Below are 23457 nucleotides of genomic sequence, written 5' to 3'. Positions count from 1 at the left end.
CGGCGGGGATCAGCTGCGGGTGCGGGCGCGGGCCCGGTCCGCGGCCTCGACGGCCGCCGCCTGGGCCGAGGCGTGCATGGCGTGCTCGACGACCGAGATCAGTACATCCCGCGAGGACTCACGCAGGCGTGCGTCGCACAGCATGAGGGGCACCTCGCCGTCGAGGTCGAGCGCTTCGCGGACCGTCTCGACGGGATAGCGCACGGCGCCGTCGAAGCAGTTGACGGCGACGGTGAAGGGGATGCCGCGCCGCTCGAAGTAGTCGATGGCCGCGAAGCAGTCCTCCAGCCGTCTGGTGTCGGCCAGGACGACGGCGCCGAGCGCGCCCTGCGCCAGCTCGTCCCACAGGAACCAGAAGCGGTCCTGGCCGGGGGTGCCGAAGAGGTAGAGCACCAGTTCGTCGTGGATGGTGATGCGGCCGAAGTCCATGGCGACCGTGGTCGTCGACTTCGTCTCCACCCCGTCGGTCCTGTCGACCGGCCGGCCCGCCTCGCTGAGGGTCTCCTCGGTGCGCAGCGGCCTGATCTCGCTGACCGCTCCCACGAGGGTCGTCTTGCCGACCCCGAAGCCGCCCGCGACCAGGATCTTCAGTGTGACCGGCTCGACGGGTGCGGCCTTGCCGCCCCGCTTAGAGCGCCCGAAGACCATTGATCACCTCTCTGAGGATGCTCTCGTCCGGCAGTTCCGCCGGAGGAACGGGACGGGTGACGCGTACGAGCTCTGCCTCCATCAGGTCGCCGATCAGGACGCGTACGACCCCGACGGGGAGGTCGAGTTCGGCGGCCAGTTCGGCGACCGAGAGGGAGGAGCGGCGGCAGAGCGTGACGATCTCGACGTGCTCAGGGGCGAGCGTACGGTCCGCGAGAGGATCGATCTCCACGGCGTCGCGGACCGCGCCGTCCGCGCCGTCCGCTCCGGGACGCCGGGTTCGGTCGGCGATCACGAGGGCGATGAGGTCGAGCTGTGCCTCCTTGGCACTGCTGCGCGTCCGGCCACGTGTCATCGCGTACGGCCGCACCACGGGTCCTGCCGCGTCATCGAACCATCGGTCCGTCATGGCCAGCGCCCCGTCCCCTCGCTCCCTCGTCGTCCGTCCCCCGGCGATCCCCCGTCTTCGGGCTGTCAGTTGGTCCGGCCGGTGTCGCTGTCCTCGGCCGACGCGGCGCGTGGAGCGGTCCCCAGGTGCACACCGACGCGCTTGACCAGCAGCGTCATCTCGTAGGCGACCTGCCCAACGTCCGAGTCGGAGTCGGAGAGCACGGCCAGGCAACTGCCGTCGCCCGCGGCCGTGACGAAGAGGAATGCCTCGTCCAGCTCGACGACGGTCTGGCGGACCTCCCCTGCTTCGAAGTGGCGGCCCACGCCCTTGGCCAGGCTGTGGAAGCCGGAGGCGACGGCCGCCAGGTGCTCGCTGTCCTCGCGGGTGAGCCCCTCCGAGGTGCCTCGGGCGAGGCCGTCCCCGGAAAGGACGAGCGCCTTGCGGATGCTGCCGACGCGCTCGACCAGTTCGTCGAGCAGCCAGTTGAGTTCGCCGCCCCTGGCGTTGTGCGGTACGGCTTTCGGTGCGGTCATCGACCGTCCCCCTCCGGTGTTGTTCCCTGTGCCGGCTCCCCCGCTGCGTCCCCAGACGGGCTTGGGTCGCTGCCGGGTGCGCCATTCTCGCTGTGCGTGCCATGTGCGCCGTTGTCCTGGGCGTCCGTGCGGTCGGCGTCCTCCCGCTCCTCGTTGTCCCTCCTGCCGCGCTCCCAGCCACGCTGGAGGGAGGCCATCTTGCTGCGCACCTCCTCGGCGTCGCGCTCGGCCGGGCCAGGTGCCGCCGTGGTGCTCGGGCCCGGAGCGGGCGCGGCGTCTGTGCTGTCCTGGGCCGGTGTGTCGGTCCTGAGCTGCGGCGCGAGGCTCGCCTGCCGGACGCGGCGCGGGAGTCCGCCGATGCCCGCCGGCCCCCCGGAGCGGGGCCCGGGCTCGGGCGTGGGCGCGGACTCGGGGCTGCTCGCGGGAGGCTCCGTCTCCTCCGCCGGTGCGGGAGCGGGCTTGCGGCGGCGGGGCAGCCGCGTCGTGCCGTTCTCCTCGCTGTCTCGATCGCGCTCGCTCTGGTCCTGGCGTGCGGTGTCCACCGGGCGGCCGTGGTCGGAGACCAGCACCGGCGCGCCCGGGCGCCGACGCGGCAGGGGCGCGGGCCCGTCCGGCGGCGCGGGCTCGTCCGGCGGTCCGGGCTCCCCGGCACGGGGACCGGTGCGCGTCTCCCCGCGGGAGGAAGGGCCTGCCTCGTCCCGGGCTTGCTGGTGCTGCTCGCCCGCCGGGGCGACCGACGCCGGTGAAGTACCGCGCTCCCGCCTGGGGAAGGGCCTGCCGCCGGTGTCCGGCGCGTCCGGACCGTCGAGCGGGGCCTCCAGTTCGACGGGGCCGTCGAGAGCGCGCCGCTCACGGCCGCCGTCCAGCAGCGGAACCGTCGGCTGGGAGAGCGGGTCGGGCGTCTCGTCCTCGCCCGCCGCGGGCTTCGGGCCACGCGTCTCAGGCTTCCGGCCGCGCGGCTCGGCGCCGTCCCGGCGGCGGTGCGGACCGCTCTCGATGGCGGTGCGGCGCCCGGCCGCCACCTCCCCGTCCCGCTCCGGCGTCTCGGTGAGGACGGCGCCGGGGATGAGGACGACGGCCGTGGTGCCGCCGTAGGGCGAGGGCTGGAGCGAGACGCGTACGCCCTGGCGCTGGGCCAGCCGCGAGACGACGAACAGGCCGAGCCTGTCGGTGTCGGACAGCTCGAACTCGGGGGTCTCGGCCAGCCGCAGGTTGGCGTCCAGCAGCGCCTCGGCCGTCATGCCCAGGCCCCGGTCATGGATCTCCAGGGTGAAGCCGTTGACCACGCGCTCGCCCAGCACCTGGACGGCGGTGTGCGGCGGCGAGAACACCGTGGCGTTCTCCAGCAGTTCCGCGATCAGGTGCGTCAGGTCGGCCACCGCGCTGCCGTCCACGGCCAGCCGCGGCAGGCGGCGCACCTCGATGCGCTCGTAGTCCTCGACCTCGCCGACAGCCGCGCGGACGACGTCCATCAGCTGGACGGGCTTGCGCCACTGGCGGGAGGGCGCGGCGCCGGAGAGGATGACCAGCCCCTCGGCGTGACGGCGCATGCGGGTGGTGAGGTGGTCGATCCGGAAGAGGTCGGCCAGCTCGTCCGAGTCCTCGGTGCGGCGCTCCATGGCGTCCAGGAGAGTGAGCTGACGGTGCAGCAGTACCTGGTTGCGGCGGGCGAGGTTGACGAAGACCTCGGAGACCCCGCGCCGCATGTCGGCCTGTTTGACCGCGGCTTCGAGGGCGGCCCGCTGGAGGGTGTTGAGCGCCTGGCCGACCTGGCCCATCTCGTCCGGCGGGTAGTCCAGGCGGGGCGATTCGGTCTCGACGTCGACATGCTCGCCGGAGGCGAGGCGGCGCATCACGCTGGGGAGGCGCACCCCGGCCGACTCGTTGGCCTCCTTGCGCAGGATGTTCAGATCGCGCACCAGTCCGCGTCCGACGCGGAAGGAGATGACGAGCGAGGCCAGGACGGCGAGGAAGCCGAGGACTCCGGCGGCGGCAGCCTGGATGAGCACCCGGGTGGCGACCGGCGCGATGCGCTCCTCGTACCGGTCCCGGGCCTTCTGGTCCATCCGGTCCAGGTCGTCCAATACGGTGCCCATGGCCGAGTTCCAGCGCTGGGAGCCGACCGGGCCCGTGGAGCTACGCGGTCCGGCGGCGATGACAGCGTCCTCGTAACTGCGCAGGGTGCGGCCGTCGGTGCCGTCCCAGTAGTTCTCGAAGATCTGCCGGTCCTCCGCGGGCAGCGAGGAGAGGCTGGCCTGGTAGACGATGTTGCGCTCGGCCACCCGGTCGGACAGCGCCCGCTGGTCGCCCCGGGTGAACTGGCCCGCGACGTAGGCGGCGGCCATCAGCGCGTCCTCGCGCGAGAGGTACTCGCGGGCGCGGGTGACGCCGACCAGCGCGCGGCCCTGCTTTTCCAGATCGGCGTCGTCCACACCGTTGAGCGAGTCCAGGACGGCGTAGGCGGGGGCGACGAGTTCGTTGTAGGCCTGGAAGGCGCCGCCCCTGGTGATGGTGTTGTGCTCGACCTTCGAGCGCAGCTTGCCCAGGCCGTCGAGCGCGTCCAGGAGGTCGTCGAGGCGGGCGTCGGCGTCGGCGTCGAGGTCGGAGCGCAGACCACCCTGCGCGGCGTTGCCCCGGACGGTGGAGACCTTGCGATCCGTCTCGCGCTGGAACTTGCGCAGGGCGGTCAGGCTGTCGGTGCGGCGCGGGTCGGCCAGGTGGACGAGGATCTGGCGGCGTTCCCGCTGAAGCGCCTTGACGGCTCCCTCGGTGGGGTTGCCGATCTCGCGGGTGATCTCGTCCTGCTGGAGGAGACCGTTGGCCTCACTGGCGGTGATGTAGGTGGCGAAACCCCAGATGGACACCAACGACACCAGAGGCACCAGCAGCAGCACCACGATCTTCCGGCGGATGGACTTCCCGCGAAAGCGCATGGCCTCCCCTACGTCCTCCCCGGTGCGCGGGGGCGTGTACCGACAGCAAACGGCGCGAGCTTACTACTGAGGCGCGGGCAACTCGTAGATGTGTATGAGCGTTGGAACAGGCAGACCAGCCTGCCTCATCCCGAGTTGTCCGTCGATGCCCTTCCGGACGTTCGAAGTTTGTGGCACAGGACACGTTTATGGAACCGTGTGAGGTGCGAGGGGTCGTGAAGGGGGAGTGAAAGAGATGTATACGAAAGCCCGTCTTGCGGACCCGGTCCGGGCGGCGGCGGTGCGTGCGGTGATCATCGTCGCGCTGACGCTGGTGCAGCTCATGGTCGCGTTCTTCTGCTCGATGGCGGCCGTGTGGCTGGCCTTTCCGATGGTGCTGTCCACGGTGGGCAGCACGGTCGTGGCGACGTGGGCGGTCCTGGATGTGTGGATCACACGTCAGGTGTGGGTACAGCGCAACGGCGTCCTTTCCGAGCCGAGCAGCGCCGCGCGGCAGCGGGCGCGCGCCACCCCCCACCGTCGGCCTGCGACGTCTGCCGCGCCCTCAGCGTCCGCCTCGTCCGCCTCGTCCGCCGTGCCGCCTAACGGGATGCCTCGTCCCGCTCGTCCTGCGGCGGCTGAGGGGCGGGAACGTCCGTCCGGGCATCCGGCGCATACTGCTCCCGCGCCTCGTCCGACGCCCGGGCCCCATCCGGCTCCTGAGTCCCGTTCGGTGCCGCTGCCTCCGGCCGCTCGTCCGCCGAACCCTCGTCGGGGCGGCGGAACATCCGTGTCGCGGTGATCTCGCCGTGCACCGCGGGCTCGCCCTCCCCGGCCTCCGCCTGGGGAAGACCGGGCCTCAAGTGCTCCTCGACGCTGATGTACTTCAGGCCGGCCCGCAGGTCCGCGTCGTTGCGCAGCCGGATCACCAGCGGGAACTCGGCGAGCGCCGTGGTGTCGAACAGGCCCGTCGTGTAGAGCAGCTGGACGCCCAGCGCGTCGGCCACCGCGCGCTGCAACTCCAGCAGATAGGTCGCGTTGGCGCGGCCGATGGGGTTGTCGAGGAAGAGGGTGCCGGCGTGCCGGTGCTTGTCGTTGCCCCGGTCGTTGCTGCGCAGCGCGGCCATGGTGCAGTACAGCGCGATGGCGGCGGTCAGCAGCTGGCCTCCGGAGAAGACGTCGCCCATCTGCCCGACCGGCACGCGCTCGGCGCGCAGCACCGCGTCCGGCTTGAGGATCTCCACGGAGACCCCGCGCGGCCGGAGCGCGGCGTGCACTCCGCGCAGCAGCAGCGACATGCCGTCCCGGCGCAGGTCGGAGTTCTTGCGCACGGCGGCGCGGGTGGCCTCGTCGATGACCTCGCCGAGCCGCTCGGTGAGGGTGGCCTGGTCGGGATCCTCGAAGCGGATGCGCAGGAATTCCTGCCCCGACCACTCCCCCAGGCCCTCCGGCAGCCGTGAGAGGCGCTGCGCCGAGCGCAAGGTGGTGAGGGAGGACTCCACGAGGCCGCGCAGCCGGTCGACGATGCTGCCGCGGTTGCGCTCCAGCTGGGTCAGCTCGTCGGTGAGCACGCGCAGCCGCGGAGCGAAAGCGGCGGCCCAGGCGGCGGCGTGCTCGGGCAGCGCCGACGCGGGCAGTTCGCGGATCTGCTGCCTGGCCGGGGTGCGGACCTGCTCGTAGCGGCTGGAGTTGGCGTGGCGTACGAGCGCATCGCTCGCCTCGCGCAGGGCCTGCTCGGCCGCCGTGAGGTCGGCGGCGCAGCCGCGCAGCGAGCGCCGGGCCTCGGCCGCCGCCTGCCGGGCCTCGGCCGGGCTGCCCGGGTAGGGCTCGATGCTCTCCTCGCCCTCCTGCTCGTCCGGACCCGGATCGGGGTCTCCCCTGTTCGACCGGGGCTGAGAACTCGGGGAAGGGTCACGCAGCAGGTCGCGCAGGGTCGTGGCGGTCTCGTCGAAGCCGCCCGCCGCGTCCTCGGCGGCCGTGTGGCCACGGACCAGCACGCCGTGTGCCGCGCGGGCCGCGTCCAGCTCGTCGCCGCGCGCGGCCAGTTCGGCGTTGGCGGTGCGCAGGAGGGTCTGGGCCTGGGCGGCGTCGGCGGGGACGAGCTCCTCGGGCAGGTCGGTGTGGCGCTCGCCGTCCCGGGGGGCGAGGCGCTCGGCCTCGCCGCGCAGGCGGCCGAGCTGCTCGCTGGCCTCCGAGCCGCGTGTCTCCAGCTTCTGTACGAGGGCCTCGGCGCGGGCGGCTGCCGCCTGGCGGGAGGGACCGTCGGCGCCGTCGGGGCCTTCGAGGAGCTGGGCCGCGCGGGTGCGGACCTTGTTGGTGAGCCGGTCGAGAGTGGCCAGCGCCGCCGACTCGTCGCTCTCGGCGCGGGCCTGCTCCGCGCGCAGGTCGGCGCCGACGCCCACCTTCTCGTAGAGCTGTGAGGCGGAGCGGTAGGCCTCACGGAGGTCGGGGAGGGAGGCGGGGCGGGCGCTCTCCGGCTGCTTCGGCTGCTTCGTCTGCTTCTTGGCGGCCTGGGTGGGGTCGGCGTCCGCCGCGTCCTCGGTCTCGGTCCCGGCCTCGGCTACGGGCTCGTCCGGGTCGTCGGGCACACCGGCGATCTCGGCCCGCTCGGCACGCAGGGTGCGAGCCGTACGGCGTGCGTCGTCGGCCGCGCGCTGGGCGGCGCGCCGCTCCTCGTCGGCCGCCCCGGCCCGCTCGACGCACACGGCGGCGCGCTCCTCGGCGGCTGCGGCCTCGTCTGCCAGCTCACGCAGCCGGGTCTGCCAGCTGACGCGCTCGCGCAGCCGGAAGGCGAGGCCCGCGAGCGCGTCAGCGCTGCGCCGGGCGCGCTGGGCCTCCTCCTGGCGCTCGTCGCGCACCCGCGCGGTCTCGGCCGCCGCTTCTTCGGCCTCCTCCCGGGCGCCCCGGGCGTCGAGAAGGCGCTGCTGGGCGAGGTCGGCGGCCTCGCGGGACTCGACGGCGGCGGTGGCGAGTTCGGCGAGGCGGCCCTCGGGGCAGCCGGCGCGCCAGGAGGACAGCCGGGCCACGAGCGCCCGGTCGGCGGAGAGCCGCGCCGCGAGGGAGCGGATCTCCTCGTCGCGCCCGGCGGCGCGCTCCCTGAGCTGGCGGCGCTCGTCGTCGGCCGCGCGCTCGTCGTGCATCGCCGGGTTGGGCGGTACGAGGAAGACTCCGCTCTCCGCACCGGAGCCGGGCGCCGGCGTGGGGGCCAGCAGCGCCGCCGACGTCCCGACGGCGACGGCGGAGCGGGGCAGCAGCGCGGCGCCGGCCAGCACCTCGCGGGCGCGCGCGTGGCTGTCGGGGTCGGTGATGACGACGCCGTCGACCAGCTCGGGGCGGGCGGCGAGCACGGCGGCGTGGTCGGCGGGGTCGACGGCCTGGGCGAGGTAGCGCCAGCCGGGCAGCGCGGGCACGCCGTGCTCGCCGAGGAATTCGACGGTGGCCGTCACATCGGGGCCCGGTGGCAGCAGCCCGCCGTCGCCGAGCGCGCCGAGCATCCGGGAGTCCTCGGCGGCGCCGGTGCGCAGCTCGAACAGCTGCCGCTCGGCCGCGGCCACGCCGTCCTCCAGCAGCTGGGAGACGGCGTCGGCGTTGCGGTCCAGCTCATCGGCGGACAGGGGGCCCTGGGCAGCGGGTCGCTGCCGGTCCGGCCCCGTCCTCTGACCGTCGTCCGGCCCGTGCGCGTTCCGTGTGCCGGCGGTGCCGCGCTGGCCGGGGACGGAAGCGGCGGCCGGGCCGGACGCCGAGGGGAGACCCAGCAGCTCGGCGAGCCGGTCTTCGGCGCCGAGTGTTTCGGCCGCGACGCGCTCCGCCGTGTACGCGGACTCGGCCGCCTCCGCCGCGTCCTCGGCACGCGCGGCGGCCAGCTCGGCGCTCGCGTGCGCCGCTCCGGTCTCGCGGGCCCGCTCGGCGCTGCGGCGGGCGGCCTCGCGCGCGGACTCGAAGGCGGCGACGGTGGTCTTCTCCGCGTCGCTGGCGGCCAGCGCCGCGCGTGCGGGGTCGGCGTCCGGGTCGGTGTCGTCCAGCCATCCGGCGCGTACGGCCTCGGCGGTCTCCTGCTCGACCTCGGCGAGGCGCTGGCGCAGGTGTTCGGTCTCGCTGCGGGCGCGCTGTGCCTCGGTGGCGGCGGCCGTGGCGTCCCGGTGTGCGCTCTCGCTCTCGCGCTGGAGCGCGGCGGAGCGCTCCTCCTGTTCGGTGGCGATGCGCTCGCCGTCCTCGGCGGAGGCGTTGAGCGCGCGGACGAGCGCGGCTGCCGCCGTGGCGCGGGCGGCCAGGGCCGGGGCCGCGTCACGCTCGGCCTCCTGGATGGCGGCGGCCACGCGCGCGGAGCGGTCGGCGGCCGTGCGGTGCGCGAGCACGGTCTCGGCCGCCTGCCAGGCGGCGTGCAGCGTACGGGCCTCGCTCAGCTCACGCTTTTGCGCGGCGGCCGACTTCTCCGCGGCGGCGAGCGCCAGGGAGGCGTGCCGGTAGGCGAGTTCGGCGGCGATACGCGACGCACGGGAGCGGGCGGTCTCGGCCTCGGTGACGGATTCGTGTGCGTGGGCGAGCTGTTCGGCGAGCTCGGCGGCGCGGCCGTGCTCCTGGGTGCCGCGCTCGGACAGGCGCTGGGCGAGCGCGCGGGTGCGGCGCTCGGCCCCGGCGTGGACCTCGCGGGCCTGGGCGCGCGTCCCGGCCGCCTCCGTGATGCGGTGCAGGAAGTCCAGGGAGCCGGCGGTGAAGTCGCGCTCGGCGGTCAGCTCGGTGCGGCGGCCCAGCTTGTGGGCGAAGCCGTGCACGAGGTCCGCGAGACCGTCGGTGTCACGGGTGTCGGTGACGGCGCGGAGCAGCAGGTCGGTGAAGTCCGAGTCGTTCTTGACGGCGAAAAGGCCGGCGGCCTCGCCCTCGTCGGCGTTCATCTCCCGCTGGTAGCGGAAGAGTTCGGGGTCGAGACCGAGGCCGGTGAGGTGTTCGTTCCAGCGCTCGTGGATCTCTTCCCAGGCGACGTCGAGGTTGGGGTACGCCTTTCCTGTCTCCGTGAGGACGTCGCGGAAGCCCTTCATGGTGCGGCGCCTGCCGCGCGCCGCGGAGGCACCTTCCGCCGAGGGCCGCAGTGCCGCCGACTCGGCCACGGGCAGGGAGTCCAGGGACATGCCGGGGCCGGGGCGGAAGGAATACCACGCCTCGGCGAACTTGCGCGGGTCGCCGGACACCTGGCGTCCGCGCCACTCGCTGACCTTGCCGACGACGATGGTCTCGCCGGTCCTGGTGTGCTGCCACTCCAGGGCGACATGGCCGCAGTCGTCGGCGAGCAGGAATTTGCGGAGCACGCCGGAACTGGCGCCGCCCAGGGTGTTGCGGTGGCCCGGCAGCATCACGGAGAAGATCAGCTTGAGGAGGACGGACTTGCCGCCGCCGTTCTCCAGGAACAGCACTCCCGCCGGGGCGGGGCGGCGAGGCGGGCCCTGGGGCTCCTCCTCGAAGAAGTCCGCCTGCGCGGGGGCCGGGCTGGGGACGGTCGCGCCGACTCCCCGCAGGTCCAGCACGGTGTCGGCGTAGCGCGCACCGGCGGGCCCGATGGAGTAGAGGCGGATCCGGGACAGCTCGTACATGGCGGCGGACTCTCGTGTCTGTCGGGTCGGTCGGGGGAAGGGCGGGTTGGCTGCGGTGCGGGGAGGGTGGCGGCGTTCCAGGGGCGCGGGGCCGTCAGGAGCGGGCGGGCTTCAGGAGTGGCGGGCCTTCAGGAGGCGGGCTTCAGGAATGGCGGCGGCCCTTCAGGAATGGAAGGGCAGCCCGGCATCCGGCGCGAGGTCGAGGCCCTCGGCGTCCTGGGGCGGCAGCAGGCTGGCCGTGCCGTCGGAGACGGGGACGACGCCCAGCTCCAGCAGCTCTGCCATGGCGGAGCTGCCCGCCATGTCGCGGACCTGGAGCTGATAGCGGGCCGTGGTGCGGTAGGTGCCTCCCGCGTCGTCGCCGGTGCGCTGAAGGAAACCGGAGTCGGCGAGGAAGGCGACGGCCTTGGCGATGATGCCGGTGGTCGAGCCCGCCAGCCGCCGGGCGTCCTTGGTGGCCCCGGTGGAACTGCGCCGGGCGTAGACCCGCCAGGCCGCCTCCAGACCGGGCGCGTCGGTGGCCGGGTCGGTGTTCTCGCCCTCGGCCTCGGCGCGTTCGTCGAGCTTCCGGCAGGCCTGCCGGACGAAGGAGTCGACGCCGTTGACGGTGATGCGGCCGATGTAACCGTCGTCGGCCAGGTCCTCGGGACGGGGGAAGGCCATGACGGCGACGGCGAGGTGGGCCAGGCCGTGCAGGAAGCGGTCGGCCGAGTCGGCGCTCGCACGGCGGGCGTAGTCGCCCATGCGGACCGCGAACACCGAGTCCTCGGCCGCCGCCAGCGCCATCCCGGCACGGGTGGAGACCTCCAGGACGACCAGGCCGAGCCCGGTGGCGACCGCGTCGGCGAGCCGGGCGAAGGCGGGCTCGTCGCGATAGCGCCGCAACAGCTCGGTGTACTCGGCGTCCCGGGCCGGAACGAGCTTGGGGTGCAGGCCGAAGGAGACAAGACGCGCGGCGTCGGCGGCGTCGGCGGGGGTGACGGGCCCGGCGGGGCGGGTGCCCTCGGACGCGTCCGGTTCGGGGTCTGCCGCGAAGTCGGCGAACTCGGTCACGGGCGCTCTTCTCGGTCGGTCACAGGCACTCATCTCCTCGGTGCGCCACGCACATGCGGTCTGCGCGCGCCACGGTTGTACTCTCTTCCCGCGCCACGGCCGGGCTGTGTCCATGTGCCGACGTCGGGTGGCCTTCCCGCGCCGCGGTCATGCCGCCTCCGTCCGGTCGGCCGCCATCCCGGCGGCGTCCAGCAGGGCGGTGCCCACGATGAGGTCGGCGCCGCCGAACTCGGGATCGTCCAGCTGTTCGCCGTCGTCCACCGCGAACAGCAGTCGCGGCTCACCCTGCCGGTAGGCGGTCCCCACCGGCGGACTCGCGGCGTGGACGGCCAGCAGGGCCACCAGATACGGCAGTCCGGGATCGCGGCGGCGGGCGTCGGCCAGCAGGCCGGAGAGCCTGCGCGGGGCGTCCGGCGGCAGCTCCAGCAGCTCCATGGCCGCCTCCAACTGCTCTTCGCTGAAGCGGCTGTCGTCGGGGGTGGCGACCAGGTCGGGCTCGGGCATCTCGGCACCCAGGTGCTCGCGGGGCGCGGGCGGCGTCAGGAGCAGGTCGACCAGATCCCCGAGGCGCATCGCGCCCGGGGTGCGCAATCCGGCGCCGCGCGCGAAGAAGGCGTCGGTCACCCGCGCGGCCCGCTCCAGCGGGAGGGGCAGCACGGGAGCGAACACCTGCCCGTACAGGTCCAGGCCCGCGCGGGCCGCGGGCGGGGCGAACGCCTGGCGGTCCTGCTCGGCGCGGAAGAGCGGCCCGGCCTCCAGCAGCCGGGACTGGAGCTGGGTGTGGCGGCGGATGCAGTCCTTCACGATGTCGACCAGCTCGGCGGCGCGGCGCTTGTGGTCGGCCTCTTCGGCCTCGTCGCGGGCTTTGCGGATGTTGGTGAGGATCGCGTTCTCGTGGCGGTAGCGGTCGGCGACGTGGTCGAGCGCCTCGGTGATCATGTCGGGGACGGCGCTGAGCCAGTCGACGGCGCGTACGTCGCGCCGGGTGGCGTCCAGGGTGCGGCGCAGCACCTCGGCGTACTGCACGGTGCGGTAGCGGGCCTGCTCGGCGGCGAGCTGGGCGTCGGCGAGGCGGCCCCGGCTGATGAGGACCTCCAGCTTGACCTCGGCGGCGATCTGGGCGCTGGTCACGTCGGTGTCGAGCGCACCGACCAGGACGTTGACGGCCTCGTCGGTGGTGCGCAGATAGACGCTGCCGCCGGGGCCGGGGACTTCCTCGATGAGCTTGAAGTCGTAGTCCCTGCGCACGTAGACGCCGTCGGGGCCGAACGTGCCGTAGACGGCGCGGAAGCCGCGGTCGACGCTGCCGACATTGATCAGGTTCTCCAGCACCCAGCGGGCCACGCGCTCGTGCTCGGCCGCCCCTCGCGCGGGGGCCTGGGCGGCGACGCGGGGCAGGAGCCTGGTCACTATCTGCTCGTGGTCGGCTCCGGTGTCGAAGTCCATCTGGAGCGTGACCTGATCGATCGCGGCGAGGGCCAGCTCGGCCATCTCGTAGGTGCTGTACTCGCCGGCGAGGTTGGCCTTGCGCGTGTCCAGGTCGTGCAGCGGGGCGGTGCAGGCGAGCGCGCGCAGACGGCGGGCCAGGCCCTCGTCGGCGGCGGGGCCCGGAGCCGGGGAGGGAGCGGGGGCACCTCGCCCCCTCGCGGTGCTCGTCATGGCGTGCTCAGTCACGACGGACACATTAAGCGTTAGCACTGACAAGATCCGAAACGGCACGGTTGTCACGGTCCGTGCGCCCGCCCCCACGGTGTCCGGCGGATCCTACGCGGCGCTGCGGACGGGCAGGGTGGGCGGCCCCGTCGCCTTTCGGTCAGCTCAGCCGGTGCGCGTACGCCTCGGCGAGCTGGCGGCGCGAGTCGTCGAGGTAGACGTCGAGGAGCTGTTCGGCGGCGCGCGCCTCACCGCCCTGGAGCGCGCGCAGGATCTCCTCGTTGCGGCTCAGGTAGGGCTCGTGGAGGCGCTGAGGGTCATCCACGACGTGGAAGACGAGCCGCAGTTCGGCCAGCACGCCGCGCATCGCCTCGTTGGTGCGCGGACTTTCGGCCAGTTCGACGAGCGCCTGGTGGAACCGCATGTTGGCGGTGCCCAGGTCGCGCCAGCGCCGCAGCTGGGCCGCGCGCCGGCCCGCCCGCACGGCGGCCTCGACGGCTTCGAGCGGGTAGGGCGGGGCCCCGAGCGCCCGCAGCACGGCGCACTCGACCAGGCCGCGTACGCGGTAGATGTCCGCCAGGTCCTCGACGGTCAGCACGCGGACGAACATGCCCCGGTTGAGCTCATGGACGAGCAGCCGCTCGTGGGTGAGCAGCCGGAACGCCTCGCGCAGGGTGTTGCGCGAGATGCCCAGCGCGCCGCCTATCTCCTCCTCGGCGAGCCGCGCGCCGGGCTGGAAGCCGCCCTCCATGATCCGGTTGCGCAGGATGTCGGCCACGCGCTCGGCCGTGCTGGTACGCCCCAACAGGACCCGGTCGTCGGAGAGTTCGGCCAGCACGTCGTCGGTCATGGCTGAAGTGAACCGCAGACCGAAGAACGAGACAACACGAGGATTGCCGAATCGTTCAACAATCCTCTACTTTGAAATTTCGGAGCGGACGCACATCACTCCAACTCCGCTTCATGGCTCGTGTGTTGCCGCCCATCCGCGCGATGGCGGCCCGTTGACTGCGAGGTGCCCATGAGCACGACACCGACGGCCCGGATTCCGGGCGAGGACACGCACGGCGGCGGAGCCTTCGCCTGGCTCCGCGCGCTCGGCCCCCGTGGACGGCGCGCCTTCGCCGGCGCGTTCGGCGGGTACGGCCTGGATTCGTACGACTTCTACGCACTGCCGCTGAGCATGGTCGCCATCGCGGCGTACTTCGGCCTCAGCAGCGGTCAGACAGGGCTGTTGGTCACGACCACGCTGGTGGTCTCGGCCCTCGGCGGCGCGCTGGCCGGCGTGCTGGCCGACCGGATCGGAAGGGTCCGGGCCCTGCTGGTCACGGTGCTCACCTACGCGCTGTTCACCGTCCTGTGCGGCTTCGCGCCCAACTACGAGATCCTGCTGGTCTTCCGCGCCCTCCAGGGGCTCGGTTTCGGCGGCGAGTGGGCGGTGGGCGCCATCCTGGTCGCCGAGTACACCTCGGCGCGGCACCGGGGGCGCACCCTCGCCGCGGTGCAGAGCGCCTGGGCCGTCGGCTGGGGACTGGCGGTGCTGGTCTACACGGCCGTCTTCCAGCTCCTGGAGTCGCAGTTGGCCTGGCGCGTGATGTTCTTCACCGGGGCACTTCCCGCGCTGCTGGTGCTCTACGTCCGCAAGAACGTCCAGGACGCGCCCGAGGCGACGCGGCGCCGGATGGAGAGCTCCGAGCGGGGCTCCTTCTCGGCGATCTTCCGGTCCGGGCTGCTGCGCACCACCGTGTTCGCCTCCCTGATGGCCACCGGCGTCCAGGGCGGCTACTACACGCTCGCCACCTGGGTGCCCGCCTATCTGAGCGACGAGCGGGGCCTGACCGTGGTGACCACCGGCGGCTTCCTGGCCACCCAGATCCTCGGAGCCTTCCTCGGCTATCTGACCGGCGGTCTGCTCACCGACCGGCTGGGCCGCAAGAAGACCATCGCGCTGTTCGCCGCCCTCTCGGCGGCGTGCGTGCTCGGATACACCCGCGTTCCGGACGGCGCCGACGGGCTACTGCTGGTGCTGGGGTTCCCGCTGGGCTTTTGCATGTCGGCCATCTTCAGCGGCTTCGGCTCCTTCCTCGCCGAGCTGTACCCGACCTCCGTACGCGGCACGGGACAGGGCTTCACCTACAACGTGGGGCGCGGCCTGGGCGCCTTCTTCCCGACTCTGGTGGGTGCCCTGGCCGAGAGCATGGGCGTGGGCGGCGCGCTGGTGTTCGGCTCCGTGGCGTACGCGATCGCCGCGCTGGCACTCCTGGGGCTGCCGGAGACCCAGGGCCGGGAACTGGTCTGAACGACCCCGGCAAAGGGCGCGTTCGGCACCTACCGCAAGTCCCGCCCGAACGGCTGACTGACGCTGTCGGCACGTCCGGTCCCAGACAGGAGGACCCACCATGCTCCCCAGCACACCGCCAGGACTCACCAGCCCCGTTCAGGCACGCGCCCTGTACCGCTCGGGACTGGCGGCCCGCACCGCCGGCTGGGCCCTCGGCCACGCCCAGGCACACCTGGTCGCGCTGCCGTCGGCATGGGCGCCGGACATGTCCCTCTTCTGCGCCCGCAACAGCGGCTCCTGCCCCGTCCTGGACATCTGCGACGCGGGCGCCTGGACGACCAGGCTGGCCGCGGAGGCCGACCTGCGCACCGATCTGCCCCGCTACCGGGTGTGGGAGGACGGCCAGATCGTCGCGGAGCCCCGCGAGGTGCGCGACCACTGGCACGGTGGGCTGGTCACCTTCCTGCTGGGGCGGGACCGTTCGCTGGACACCCAGCTCGCTTCGGCCGGTGTTCCGCTGCGTCATATGGAGCAGGAGCGGCCTCTCCCGCTGTATGTGACCAACCGCTCCTCGTGCCCGGCCGGGCGGCTCAACGGGCCGCTCGTGGTGGCGATGCGGCCGATCCCCGCCGCACTCGTGGCGACGGCGCGCGCGGTCAGCAGGGCCGGGACGGGTGCCCGGCTGGGACAGGGCGCGCCCGTGCACGCCGGGGACCCGGGCGCGCTGGGCATCCGGGCGCTGTCCCGGCCGGACTTCGGCGGCCGGGTGCGCCCGGCGCCCGGCGACGTGCCCGTGTTCTGGGCCAGCTCCCTCACCGTGCAGGCGGCGCTCATGTCCGCCCGCCCGCCGTTCGCCCTGACACACGCGCCGGGACACATGCTCATCACCGATCTGCCGAGGTGACCCGCCGCCGAGGGCGCACGGACCGGCCACGGCACGCGGAACCCGCTCGCGGGACGGCACCGTCCCCGCGATCAGCGGCATCGGCGGAAACCCGCTGCATCCGGTGAGCGGCGGAACCGCGTCTCATCCGGTGAGCGGCGGGATCACGTCTCATCCGGTGAGCGGCGGCGTGCCATAGCCGCCGCCACCCGGAGTGCGCAACACCAGGACGTCGCCCACCGCCAGGTCGGCGACGTCCCGCCCGGCGAGCTCCTCCGTCCGGCCGTCGGCGCGCCGGACGGTGTTGGCACCCAGTGCGCCCCGTGCCCCGCCCTTCATCCCGTAAGGGGCAACCCGCCGGTGTCCGGTCAGGAGGGCGACGGTGACGGGTTCCAGGAAGCGCAGCTCCCGCACCACCCCGTCTCCCCCGCGCCACTGGCCCCGGCCTCCGCTGTCCGCCCGAATGTGGAAGTCCTCGACGCGCACCGGATACCGGAACTCGAGCACCTCGGGGTCGGTGAGCCGCGAGTTGGTCATATGGGTCTGCACGGCGTCGGCACCGTCGAAGCCGTCCCCCGCGCCCGAGCCGCTGGCGACCGTCTCGTAGTACTGGACGCGGTCGTTGCCGAAGGTCACGTTGTTCATCGTGCCCGAGCCCTCCGCCTGGACGCCGAGGGCCGCGTAGAGGGTGCCGGTCACCGCCTGGGAGGTCTCCACGTTGCCCGCGACGGTCGCGGCGGGGTATGCGGGCGCCAGCATCGACCCGGCGGGGATGTGCACCTCCAGCGGCGTCAGACAGCCGCTGTTGAGCGGGATGTCGTCGGCGACGAGCGTACGGAAGACGTACAGCACGGCGGCCATCACCACAGAGCTGGGCGCGTTGAGGTTGTCGTCGCGCTGGGGCGAGGTGCCGGAGAAGTCGAGGCGCGCGGTGCGGCGCTCGCGGTCGACGGTGACGGCGAGCCGGATGACGGCGCCGCTGTCGGTCTCGTACGCGTACTCGCCGTCGCTGAGGGTGGCGATGATGCGCCGCACCGACTCCTCGGCATTGTCGCGTACATGGCGCATGTACGCCTGGACGACCTTCAGGCCGAACTGTCCGGTCATGTTGCGCAGTTCCGCGATGCCCTTCTCGTTCGCGGCGATCTGGGCGCGCAGGTCGGCGAGATTGGTGTCCGGGTCGCGCGAGGGGTAGCGGGCCGAGGTGAGCAGTGCGCGGGTCTCCTCCTCGCGCAGGGTGCCGTCGCGCACCAGCGGCCAGTTGTCGAACAGCACCCCCTCCTCCTCGACGGTGCGGCTGAAGGCGGGCATGGAGCCGGGGGTGAGGCCGCCGATCTCCGCGTGGTGGCCGCGCGAGGCGACGAGGAAGAGCAACCGCTGCTCCTGGCCCACGTTCTCGCCTCCGCCTTCGTCCCCGTCCCCGTCCCCGTCCCCGTCCCCGAAGACAGGGGTAACCACGGTGACATCAGGCAGATGCGTGCCGCCGTGGTACGGATCGTTGATCGCGTAGACGTCCCCCGGGCGCATATGGCCCTCGTTGCGGCGCAGCACCTCCTTGATGGACTCCCCCATGGAACCCAGGTGCACGGGGATGTGGGGCGCGTTGGCGATGAGGTTGCCCTCGGGGTCGAAGAGGGCGCATGAGAAGTCGAGCCGCTCCTTGATGTTGACGGAGTGCGCGGTGTTCTCCAGGCGCACGCCCATCTGTTCGGCGATGGCCATGAAGAGGTTGTTGAAGACCTCCAGTCGCACCGGATCAACGGCCGTGCCCAGCGCGGGCGTGGCGTCCCGGTCGCGTACCCGGGTCAGCAGCAGGTGCCCGCGCGGATCGGCCGCCGCCTCCCAGCCGGGGTCCACGACCGTGGTGGCATCCGGTTCCGCGATGACGGCGGGGCCCTCCACGCGCTGCCCCGGGCGCAGTTCCTCCCGCCGGAACAAAGGCGTCTCCCGCCATCGCCCGCCGGTGAACATGCGCACCTGGTCGGCCGGCTCCGGGATGCCCCCGCCCGGTTCGGGCGTCACCGGATGAGCGCTGACAGGGCCCGCGGCACCCGTCGCCTCGGCCACAGCGGTGGCGACCACGAGCGGCTTGTCCATGGTGAAGCCGTAGCGGGCACGGTGTTCGGCGGCGAAATCCTCCGCCATCCGGTCGGCGTCGCTCAGCGGGACGGTGAGTGAAGCATCCGTTCCCGCGTAACGCAGCTGGAGTCGGGAGGAGGTGCTGATGGCCTCTTCCGGAATGCCGTCCTCGCGCAGCTCCTGGCGGGTCTGCCGCTCCAGGCTCGCGCACAGCTCCCGTACGTCGGCGAGCTGCTCGCGCGTCAGCTGGGACTCGACGGACTGCTCGCGCAGCGCGGTCGCGTCGGCCACCCCGATGCCGTACGCGGAGAGCACTCCGGCCAGCGGCGGCACCACCACGGTGCTGATCCCCAGCGCGTCCGCGACCGCGCAGGCGTGCTGGCCGCCGGCGCCGCCGAAGCTGGCGAGGGCGTAGCGGGTGACGTCGTGGCCGCGCTGCACGGAGATCTTCTTGACGGCGTTGGCCATGCTGAGCACGGCGATCTCCAGGAACCCCGCGGCCACCTCCTCCGGCGCGCGGCCGTCGCCGATCTCCTCCGCCAGCCGGGCGAAGCCCGCCCGGACGGCCGCCGCGTCCAGCGGCTCCTCACCCTGGGGCCCGAAGACCGAGGGGAAGTGCGCGGGCTGGATCCGGCCGAGCATCACATTGGCGTCGGTGACGGTCAGCGGGCCCTCCCGCCGATAGCAGGCGGGGCCGGGCACGGCCCCCGCCGAGTCGGGGCCCACGCGGTAGCGGGCGCCGTCGAAGTGCAGCACCGAGCCGCCGCCCGCCGCCACGGTGTGGATGTCCATCATGGGAGCGCGCATCCGCACCCCCGCGACCTGTGTGCCGAAGACGCGCTCCAGCCGGCCCGCGTAGTGCGACACATCGGTTGACGTGCCGCCCATGTCGAAGCCGATCACCCGATCGTGTCCGACCTCCGCGCAGCTGCGGGCCATGCCCACCACGCCGCCCGCGGGCCCGGAGAGCACCGCGTCCTTGCCCCGGAAGTGCCCCGCCTCGCGCAGCCCTCCGTTGGACTGCATGAACATCAGGCGCACCCCGCGCAGTTCGGCCGCCACCTCGTCGACGTAACGGCGCAGCACGGGTGAGAGATAGGCGTCCACGACGGTGGTGTCGCCGCGCGGCACCAGCTTGATGAGCGGGCTCACCTCGTAGGAGCAGCTCACCTGCGTGAACCCGCACTCGCGTGCCAGGCGCGCGACTTCACGCTCGTGCGCCGGGTGACGGTAGGAGTGCAGCAGCACGATCGCGGCGCTGCGGAAGCCGTCGTCATACGCGGCGCGCAGGGCCTCGGTGGTCGCTCGCTCATCGAGCGGCAGCACCGTCCCGCCGTCGGCGTCGACCCGCTCCGGCACCTCGATCACCCGGTCGTACAGCGCCTCCGGCAAGGCGATGTGGCGGTCGAAGATGCGCGGCCGGTTCTGGTACGCGATACGGAGCGCGTCACGGAAGCCGCGCGTGGTGAGCAGGACCGTCGGCTCGCCCCTGCGCTCCAGGAGGGCGTTGGTGGCCACTGTGGTGCCCATCTTGACCGCGTCGATACGGTCCGCCGGCACCGGGGCGTCCGGCGGGGTTCCCAGCAGCCGTTTGATTCCCGTGACGGCGGCGTCCTGGTCCGGGCGGCGCGGATCGTGCGACAGCACCTTCTCGGCCACGACGGTCCCGTCCGGACGCCGCCCCACGACATCCGTGAACGTCCCGCCCCTGTCCACCCAGAACTCCCACCGCGCACCCATTCCCCCATGGTGCCCCGGGCTCTTCCCTGACCGCCGCAACGACGAGCCCCGCTACGCCGCGGACGGGCGATGCCGTTCTTCGGCCGCGACGGCGGGACGCCCACCGGCGGCCCGGCGGTGCCGAACGACCGGCCCAGGCCGCTCGGCACCGCCGGATGCCTACGCCGGAGGTCCCGCCGTCGCGGCGGGAAGAGCGTGGGGCCCGGCGGCTAGCGACGCGGGCGGAGGCGGTCGCGGACCGCGTCCTGGACTCCGGCCTCCTCGGCCGGATCCGCCGCGAGGCGGCGGAGGCGTTCGACGACGCGGGCGTCACCCGTGGCGGCGTGTCCCGCGGCCACCTCTCGGGTGGCCTCCTCGCAGTCCCACAGGCATTCGATGGCGAAGCCCGCGGGGAAGGACGGGTCGGTGGCGGCCAGCGAGCGGGCCGTGCGCAGCCGCAGCTGGGAGGAGGCGGTCTCCCGGTAGATGTGCCGCAAGATGGGCGTCGCGCAGCCGATGGTCAGGCGGCCGGCCCCGTCGACGAGGGGCCAGAGCGCGGGACTGTCAGGGCCTTCGAGCCGCACGGTGCGCCGCAGCGCGGCGAGCACCGCGTCGGCGTCCCGCGCCCCGCCCCGGCAGGCCAGCATCTCGGCGGCGACGGTGGGGAGCCCGGGCGCCAGCGCGTCCTCGGGGGCCTCGGCCCACCGCCTGGCGCGTTCGAGCGCGGCCAGGGACCGCATCCGGGCGAAGGCGGAGAGCGCGGAGCTGGAGACGGTTTCGTCGGGGTGACCCGCCGCCTCCTCGATCAGGTCGAGCACATCGGGGTCGTTGCGGTCGGCGAGGTGGCGGAGCACCGCCGCGCGCGCGGCTTCGCGCGGGCCTCGCGCCGCGGCCAGCAGCTGAGGCCGCTCCTCAGTCCCGGCGACGGCCGACAGACAGCGGGCGGCCGGTGCCACGCGGTGCTGCGGGGGGTGCTGCTCGTATCCGTCCTGGGCCCAGTCGAGGATCTCCTGGACGCTCCAGCCGGGGCGGGGGCCCGGTGAGCGCAGCTGGCGCTGCCAGCGGTCGAAGAAGCCGCTCTCCTGAACGCGCCGCAGCCGGTCGGCCTGCTCGGGGTGGTCCGGGTCCTCGGCCCACAGCCGCCAGGGGCGGGGCTCGAAGGCGCCCCGTGCGGCGGCGGCCAGCTCGGCATCGCCCTCGGGGGTCTGCGGGAAGCGGGCCAGGATGGCGGGGCCCAGGGGGCGCAGCCCGGCGTCGTCGTCGCGGACGGCCAGTTCGTCCAGCGCCCACTGCCAGTTGGTGCCGAAGGTGGCGTAGCGGCGCAGCAGCCGCAGCGCGGCGTTGTCGTCACCGGCCTCGCCGGCCTCCTCGGCCTGCCTCAGCGCGCCCGCCTCCGCGGGTGCGTCGGCCTCGGCGTCCGCACCGGACTCGGCCTTCGCACCGTCCTCTCCCCAGGACGAGGCGTAGGAGGCGAGGTGGCCGAGCACGGAGAGCGCGAGTCCGGTGCGGACCTCGGCTTCCTCGGGGGTGCACAGCAGGTCTTCGGGGTCGAAGAGGTGCGCGGCGATGTCGTCGAGGCCGGCGTCCAGCTCGCGGTGCAGACGGGCGTAATACAACGAGCGGTGCTCGATCTGCCAGTCGCGCCTGGGGTCGTGCAGGACGCAGTGCCGCAGCGCGGCGAGCGCTTCGGCACGGGGCGCCGCGAGCGCGTGCAGCGTCCCGTCGCCACGGCCTCGCTGAAGGAGGCCGAGCAGCGTGCCGCTGGGCGCTATGTCTGAATCGACGGAATCGACGAACATAAGAGTCAGCATCCGGTGCGGGGTATTCGACTGGCAACGGGATTTCCGTTGCCCGCCATTCTTGCCGGTGACCGCGCTTCTACTCCTGAGTTTTACCTCCGGGAGCAGGTGCCTGGTCAAGAGCCGGAGCTTACCCGGAAGAATCCGTTCCGCCGAGTCGGGACGGATCGGGCCGACCGGTCGGTACGTCACGGCGCCTGTGACATATGCCCGAAGCACCACCGATCGTGTGTGGCCGAATCCCTTACGGGCGGTCGCGGGCTGTGCGAAAGTCGTAATCGTCCCTCACCCCGTACGGGAGCCTCTATGTCGTCCCACTTCCATGCGGACCGACCCGCCGCGCAGCCCCCCGAGCGCGGCGCGCTGGATGCCCTGATCACGCAGACACGCAGGCTTCGCGGCGGCGTCGACGCGGTGCGGCGGGGTGCCGGAGGCGAGGCGGACGAGGGCCCTCCGGGCGCGGCTGACCTGCGCCTTCGCTGGCAGCGCGCGCTGTGCGAGCTGGCCGTGCACCAGCTGGACGACCTCGGCAGCCACCTCGATCAGTTACGCGAAGGGCTGCCCGCGGAATCGCTCCAGGGGCTGGACGGCCCTCCTCTCGCGCCGCCCACGCCGGAGGCCGAGCACCTGGGGCCGGATCTCTACGGGGAGCCCCTGGGCCCCGTCCAGGAGGGACCGCTGGGCGCCGCCTACGGCGCGGTGCCGACCCCCCGTGCGGGCACGCCGACGACCTCTCCCCTGGTGGGCCGGGTCGGCAGCGCCGACTGGAACCTCCTGAACGACGAGGTGACCTGGTCGGAGGAGCTGTACGCCATTTTCGGCAGGACCAGGGAGGACGGCCCGCTCTCCCTGGACGAGCTGCCCTCGTGGGTGATGCCGGAGGACCAGCCCGCGCTGGCCGCCGCCTTCACCGACTGCCTGGTGGACGGCAGGGCCATCGACCGCGAGTTCCGGCTGGTGCGCCCCGACGGCTCCGTACGGACGCTGCACATGGTGGGCGAGCCCGTGCTCGACGACGACGGCGGGACGGCTTCGATGTGGGCGGTGCTGCGGGACGTCAGCGAGCTGCGCCGCAGCGAGCGTGCCGTGAGCGAGACCCGGGACTCGCTCCAGCGCGAGCGCCAGATCGCGCAGACCGAGCGCCGGGTCGCCGTGGAGCTCCAGGAAGCCGTGCTGCCGCCGTGGCGCGGCTCTTTGCGGTTCCCGCACGGCGACGGCGAGGCCGTCGGTGCGCTGGATCTGGCCGCGCACTATCTGCCCTCGGCCACGGGAGCCCTGATCGGGGGCGACTGGTACGACGCTATGGAGCTGCCCGACGGGTCCATGCTGCTGACGGCCGGCGACCTGACAGGGCACGGAGTCACCGCCACCTCCGGGATGGCGATGCTGCTGGGCGCCGTGCGCGGCATGGCCGTCGCCGGGGTGGAGCCGGGCGCGCTGATGGGGTATCTGAACCAACTGCTGGACTCGGCGGCACAGCCAGCGCTCGGCAGCGCCGTGTGCTGCCGCTACGAACCACGCGCGCGCAGTCTCACCTGGTCGCAGGCGGGCCACCCGGCGCCGCTGCTCTTCCGCGACGGCGCCGGGCAGGTGCTGAACAGGCCCGAGGGCGTGCTGCTGGGCGTCACCTCGGGCGCCACATACGGACAGCGCACCGAGCGCCTGGAGCCGGGCGACCTGCTGGTGCTGCACACCGACGGGCTGGCGCCCCGCAGCGCGCAGTTGAGCCCTCAGCCCGACGGCGAGGAGCCCCGCACGGGTGCGGAGCGGCTGCTCGGTCTGGCGCCCCGGTTCGCCTCCGCGCGCACGGCACAGGAATGCGTACGCGCTGTCGCCGAGGAGTTCGGCGACAGGGAGCGCGAGGACGACGCCTGCGTGCTGGTCGCGCGCATCACCCCGTAGGCCGCCGGGCATCACCGGC

At 73.5% G+C, this 23457-nt stretch carries 13 protein-coding genes; 3 read left to right on the top strand and 10 right to left on the bottom strand.

Translation table 11 applies throughout. The annotated features are described in order from the left end of the window. Positions 1-9: 9 nt before the first annotated feature. The 8 genes from OHB04_RS38045 to OHB04_RS38010 all read right to left on the bottom strand — a co-directional run bounded on the left by OHB04_RS38045 (position 10) and on the right by OHB04_RS38010 (position 13625). A complete protein-coding gene (locus tag OHB04_RS38045) occupies positions 10-648 on the bottom strand; it encodes a GTP-binding protein (RefSeq protein WP_326809249.1) in 639 nt (212 codons plus the stop codon). Continuing rightward, entirely contained in the window at positions 629-1057 is a 429-nt protein-coding gene (locus OHB04_RS38040) for a DUF742 domain-containing protein (protein ID WP_326692189.1), read from the bottom strand. Before OHB04_RS38040 ends, OHB04_RS38045 begins: the two co-directional genes overlap by 20 nt. A 65-nt stretch (positions 1058-1122) precedes the next feature. Further along, positions 1123-1572, bottom strand: a complete 450-nt coding sequence (locus OHB04_RS38035; RefSeq protein WP_326692188.1) for a roadblock/LC7 domain-containing protein — start codon at positions 1570-1572, stop codon at positions 1123-1125. Continuing rightward, positions 1569-4505, bottom strand: a complete 2937-nt coding sequence (locus OHB04_RS38030) for a nitrate- and nitrite sensing domain-containing protein (RefSeq protein WP_326692187.1) — start codon at positions 4503-4505, stop codon at positions 1569-1571. The genes OHB04_RS38035 and OHB04_RS38030 overlap by 4 nt, the downstream gene beginning before the upstream one ends. Before the next feature lie 581 nt (positions 4506-5086). Then, positions 5087-10069 carry a hypothetical protein gene (locus tag OHB04_RS38025; protein ID WP_326809248.1) on the bottom strand — a complete coding sequence of 1661 codons (4983 nt, stop codon included), beginning with the start codon at positions 10067-10069 and terminating at the stop codon, positions 5087-5089. A gap of 162 nt (positions 10070-10231) precedes the next feature. After that, positions 10232-11155, bottom strand: a complete 924-nt coding sequence (locus OHB04_RS38020) for a hypothetical protein (RefSeq protein WP_326692185.1) — start codon at positions 11153-11155, stop codon at positions 10232-10234. Between the two features lie 114 nt (positions 11156-11269). Next, the gene (locus tag OHB04_RS38015) at positions 11270-12781 is read right to left on the bottom strand and encodes a hypothetical protein (RefSeq protein ID WP_326693096.1); all 1512 of its coding nucleotides are present in this window, start codon (positions 12779-12781) and stop codon (positions 11270-11272) included. Positions 12782-12935: 154 nt separating this feature from the next. Beyond that, on the bottom strand, positions 12936-13625 hold the full coding sequence (locus tag OHB04_RS38010) for a GntR family transcriptional regulator (RefSeq protein WP_326692184.1): 690 nt from the start codon (positions 13623-13625) through the stop codon (positions 12936-12938). Positions 13626-13796: 171 nt separating this feature from the next. On the opposite strand from OHB04_RS38010, the gene OHB04_RS38005 reads away from it, so the two are divergent. Both OHB04_RS38005 and OHB04_RS38000 read left to right on the top strand, forming a co-directional pair. Continuing rightward, a complete protein-coding gene (locus tag OHB04_RS38005; RefSeq protein ID WP_326809247.1) occupies positions 13797-15074 on the top strand; it encodes an MFS transporter in 1278 nt (425 codons plus the stop codon). A 100-nt stretch (positions 15075-15174) separates the two neighbouring features. Continuing rightward, positions 15175-15960 carry a D-glutamate cyclase family protein gene (locus OHB04_RS38000; protein ID WP_326809246.1) on the top strand — a complete coding sequence of 262 codons (786 nt, stop codon included), beginning with the start codon at positions 15175-15177 and terminating at the stop codon, positions 15958-15960. Between the two features lie 150 nt (positions 15961-16110). On the opposite strand, the gene OHB04_RS37995 is transcribed toward OHB04_RS38000, so the two are convergent. After that, the gene (locus tag OHB04_RS37995; protein WP_326809245.1) at positions 16111-19758 is read right to left on the bottom strand and encodes a hydantoinase B/oxoprolinase family protein; all 3648 of its coding nucleotides are present in this window, start codon (positions 19756-19758) and stop codon (positions 16111-16113) included. 209 nt (positions 19759-19967) lie between these two features. Beyond that, entirely contained in the window at positions 19968-21536 is a 1569-nt protein-coding gene (locus OHB04_RS37990) for a HEAT repeat domain-containing protein (RefSeq protein ID WP_326692180.1), read from the bottom strand. 306 nt (positions 21537-21842) lie between these two features. On the opposite strand from OHB04_RS37990, the gene OHB04_RS37985 reads away from it, so the two are divergent. After that, positions 21843-23438: a PP2C family protein-serine/threonine phosphatase gene (locus OHB04_RS37985; protein ID WP_326809244.1), complete on the top strand. Its 1596-nt coding sequence runs from the start codon at positions 21843-21845 to the stop codon at positions 23436-23438. Positions 23439-23457 lie beyond the last annotated feature (19 nt).

This window comes from Streptomyces sp. NBC_01775 (assembly GCF_035917675.1).
Taxonomy (GTDB): domain Bacteria; phylum Actinomycetota; class Actinomycetes; order Streptomycetales; family Streptomycetaceae; genus Streptomyces.
This window is presented reverse-complemented; position numbering and strand designations above follow the sequence as displayed.

What these genes read in the sequence shown, in the direction of transcription:
- OHB04_RS38005 (WP_326809247.1), top strand. Translation starts at nt 13,797, where the DNA reads ATGAGCACGACACCGACGGCCCGGATTCCGGGCGAGGACACGCACGGC.
- OHB04_RS38010 (WP_326692184.1), bottom strand. Translation starts at nt 13,625, where the DNA reads ATGACCGACGACGTGCTGGCCGAACTCTCCGACGACCGGGTCCTGTTG.
- OHB04_RS38015 (WP_326693096.1), bottom strand. Translation starts at nt 12,781, where the DNA reads ATGACGAGCACCGCGAGGGGGCGAGGTGCCCCCGCTCCCTCCCCGGCT.
- OHB04_RS38000 (WP_326809246.1), top strand. Translation starts at nt 15,175, where the DNA reads ATGCTCCCCAGCACACCGCCAGGACTCACCAGCCCCGTTCAGGCACGC.
- OHB04_RS38025 (WP_326809248.1), bottom strand. Translation starts at nt 10,069, where the DNA reads ATGTACGAGCTGTCCCGGATCCGCCTCTACTCCATCGGGCCCGCCGGT.
- OHB04_RS37995 (WP_326809245.1), bottom strand. Translation starts at nt 19,758, where the DNA reads ATGGGTGCGCGGTGGGAGTTCTGGGTGGACAGGGGCGGGACGTTCACG.
- OHB04_RS37990 (WP_326692180.1), bottom strand. Translation starts at nt 21,536, where the DNA reads ATGTTCGTCGATTCCGTCGATTCAGACATAGCGCCCAGCGGCACGCTG.
- OHB04_RS38040 (WP_326692189.1), bottom strand. Translation starts at nt 1,057, where the DNA reads ATGACGGACCGATGGTTCGATGACGCGGCAGGACCCGTGGTGCGGCCG.
- OHB04_RS38020 (WP_326692185.1), bottom strand. Translation starts at nt 11,155, where the DNA reads ATGAGTGCCTGTGACCGACCGAGAAGAGCGCCCGTGACCGAGTTCGCC.
- OHB04_RS38030 (WP_326692187.1), bottom strand. Translation starts at nt 4,505, where the DNA reads ATGCGCTTTCGCGGGAAGTCCATCCGCCGGAAGATCGTGGTGCTGCTG.
- OHB04_RS38045 (WP_326809249.1), bottom strand. Translation starts at nt 648, where the DNA reads ATGGTCTTCGGGCGCTCTAAGCGGGGCGGCAAGGCCGCACCCGTCGAG.
- OHB04_RS38035 (WP_326692188.1), bottom strand. Translation starts at nt 1,572, where the DNA reads ATGACCGCACCGAAAGCCGTACCGCACAACGCCAGGGGCGGCGAACTC.
- OHB04_RS37985 (WP_326809244.1), top strand. Translation starts at nt 21,843, where the DNA reads ATGTCGTCCCACTTCCATGCGGACCGACCCGCCGCGCAGCCCCCCGAG.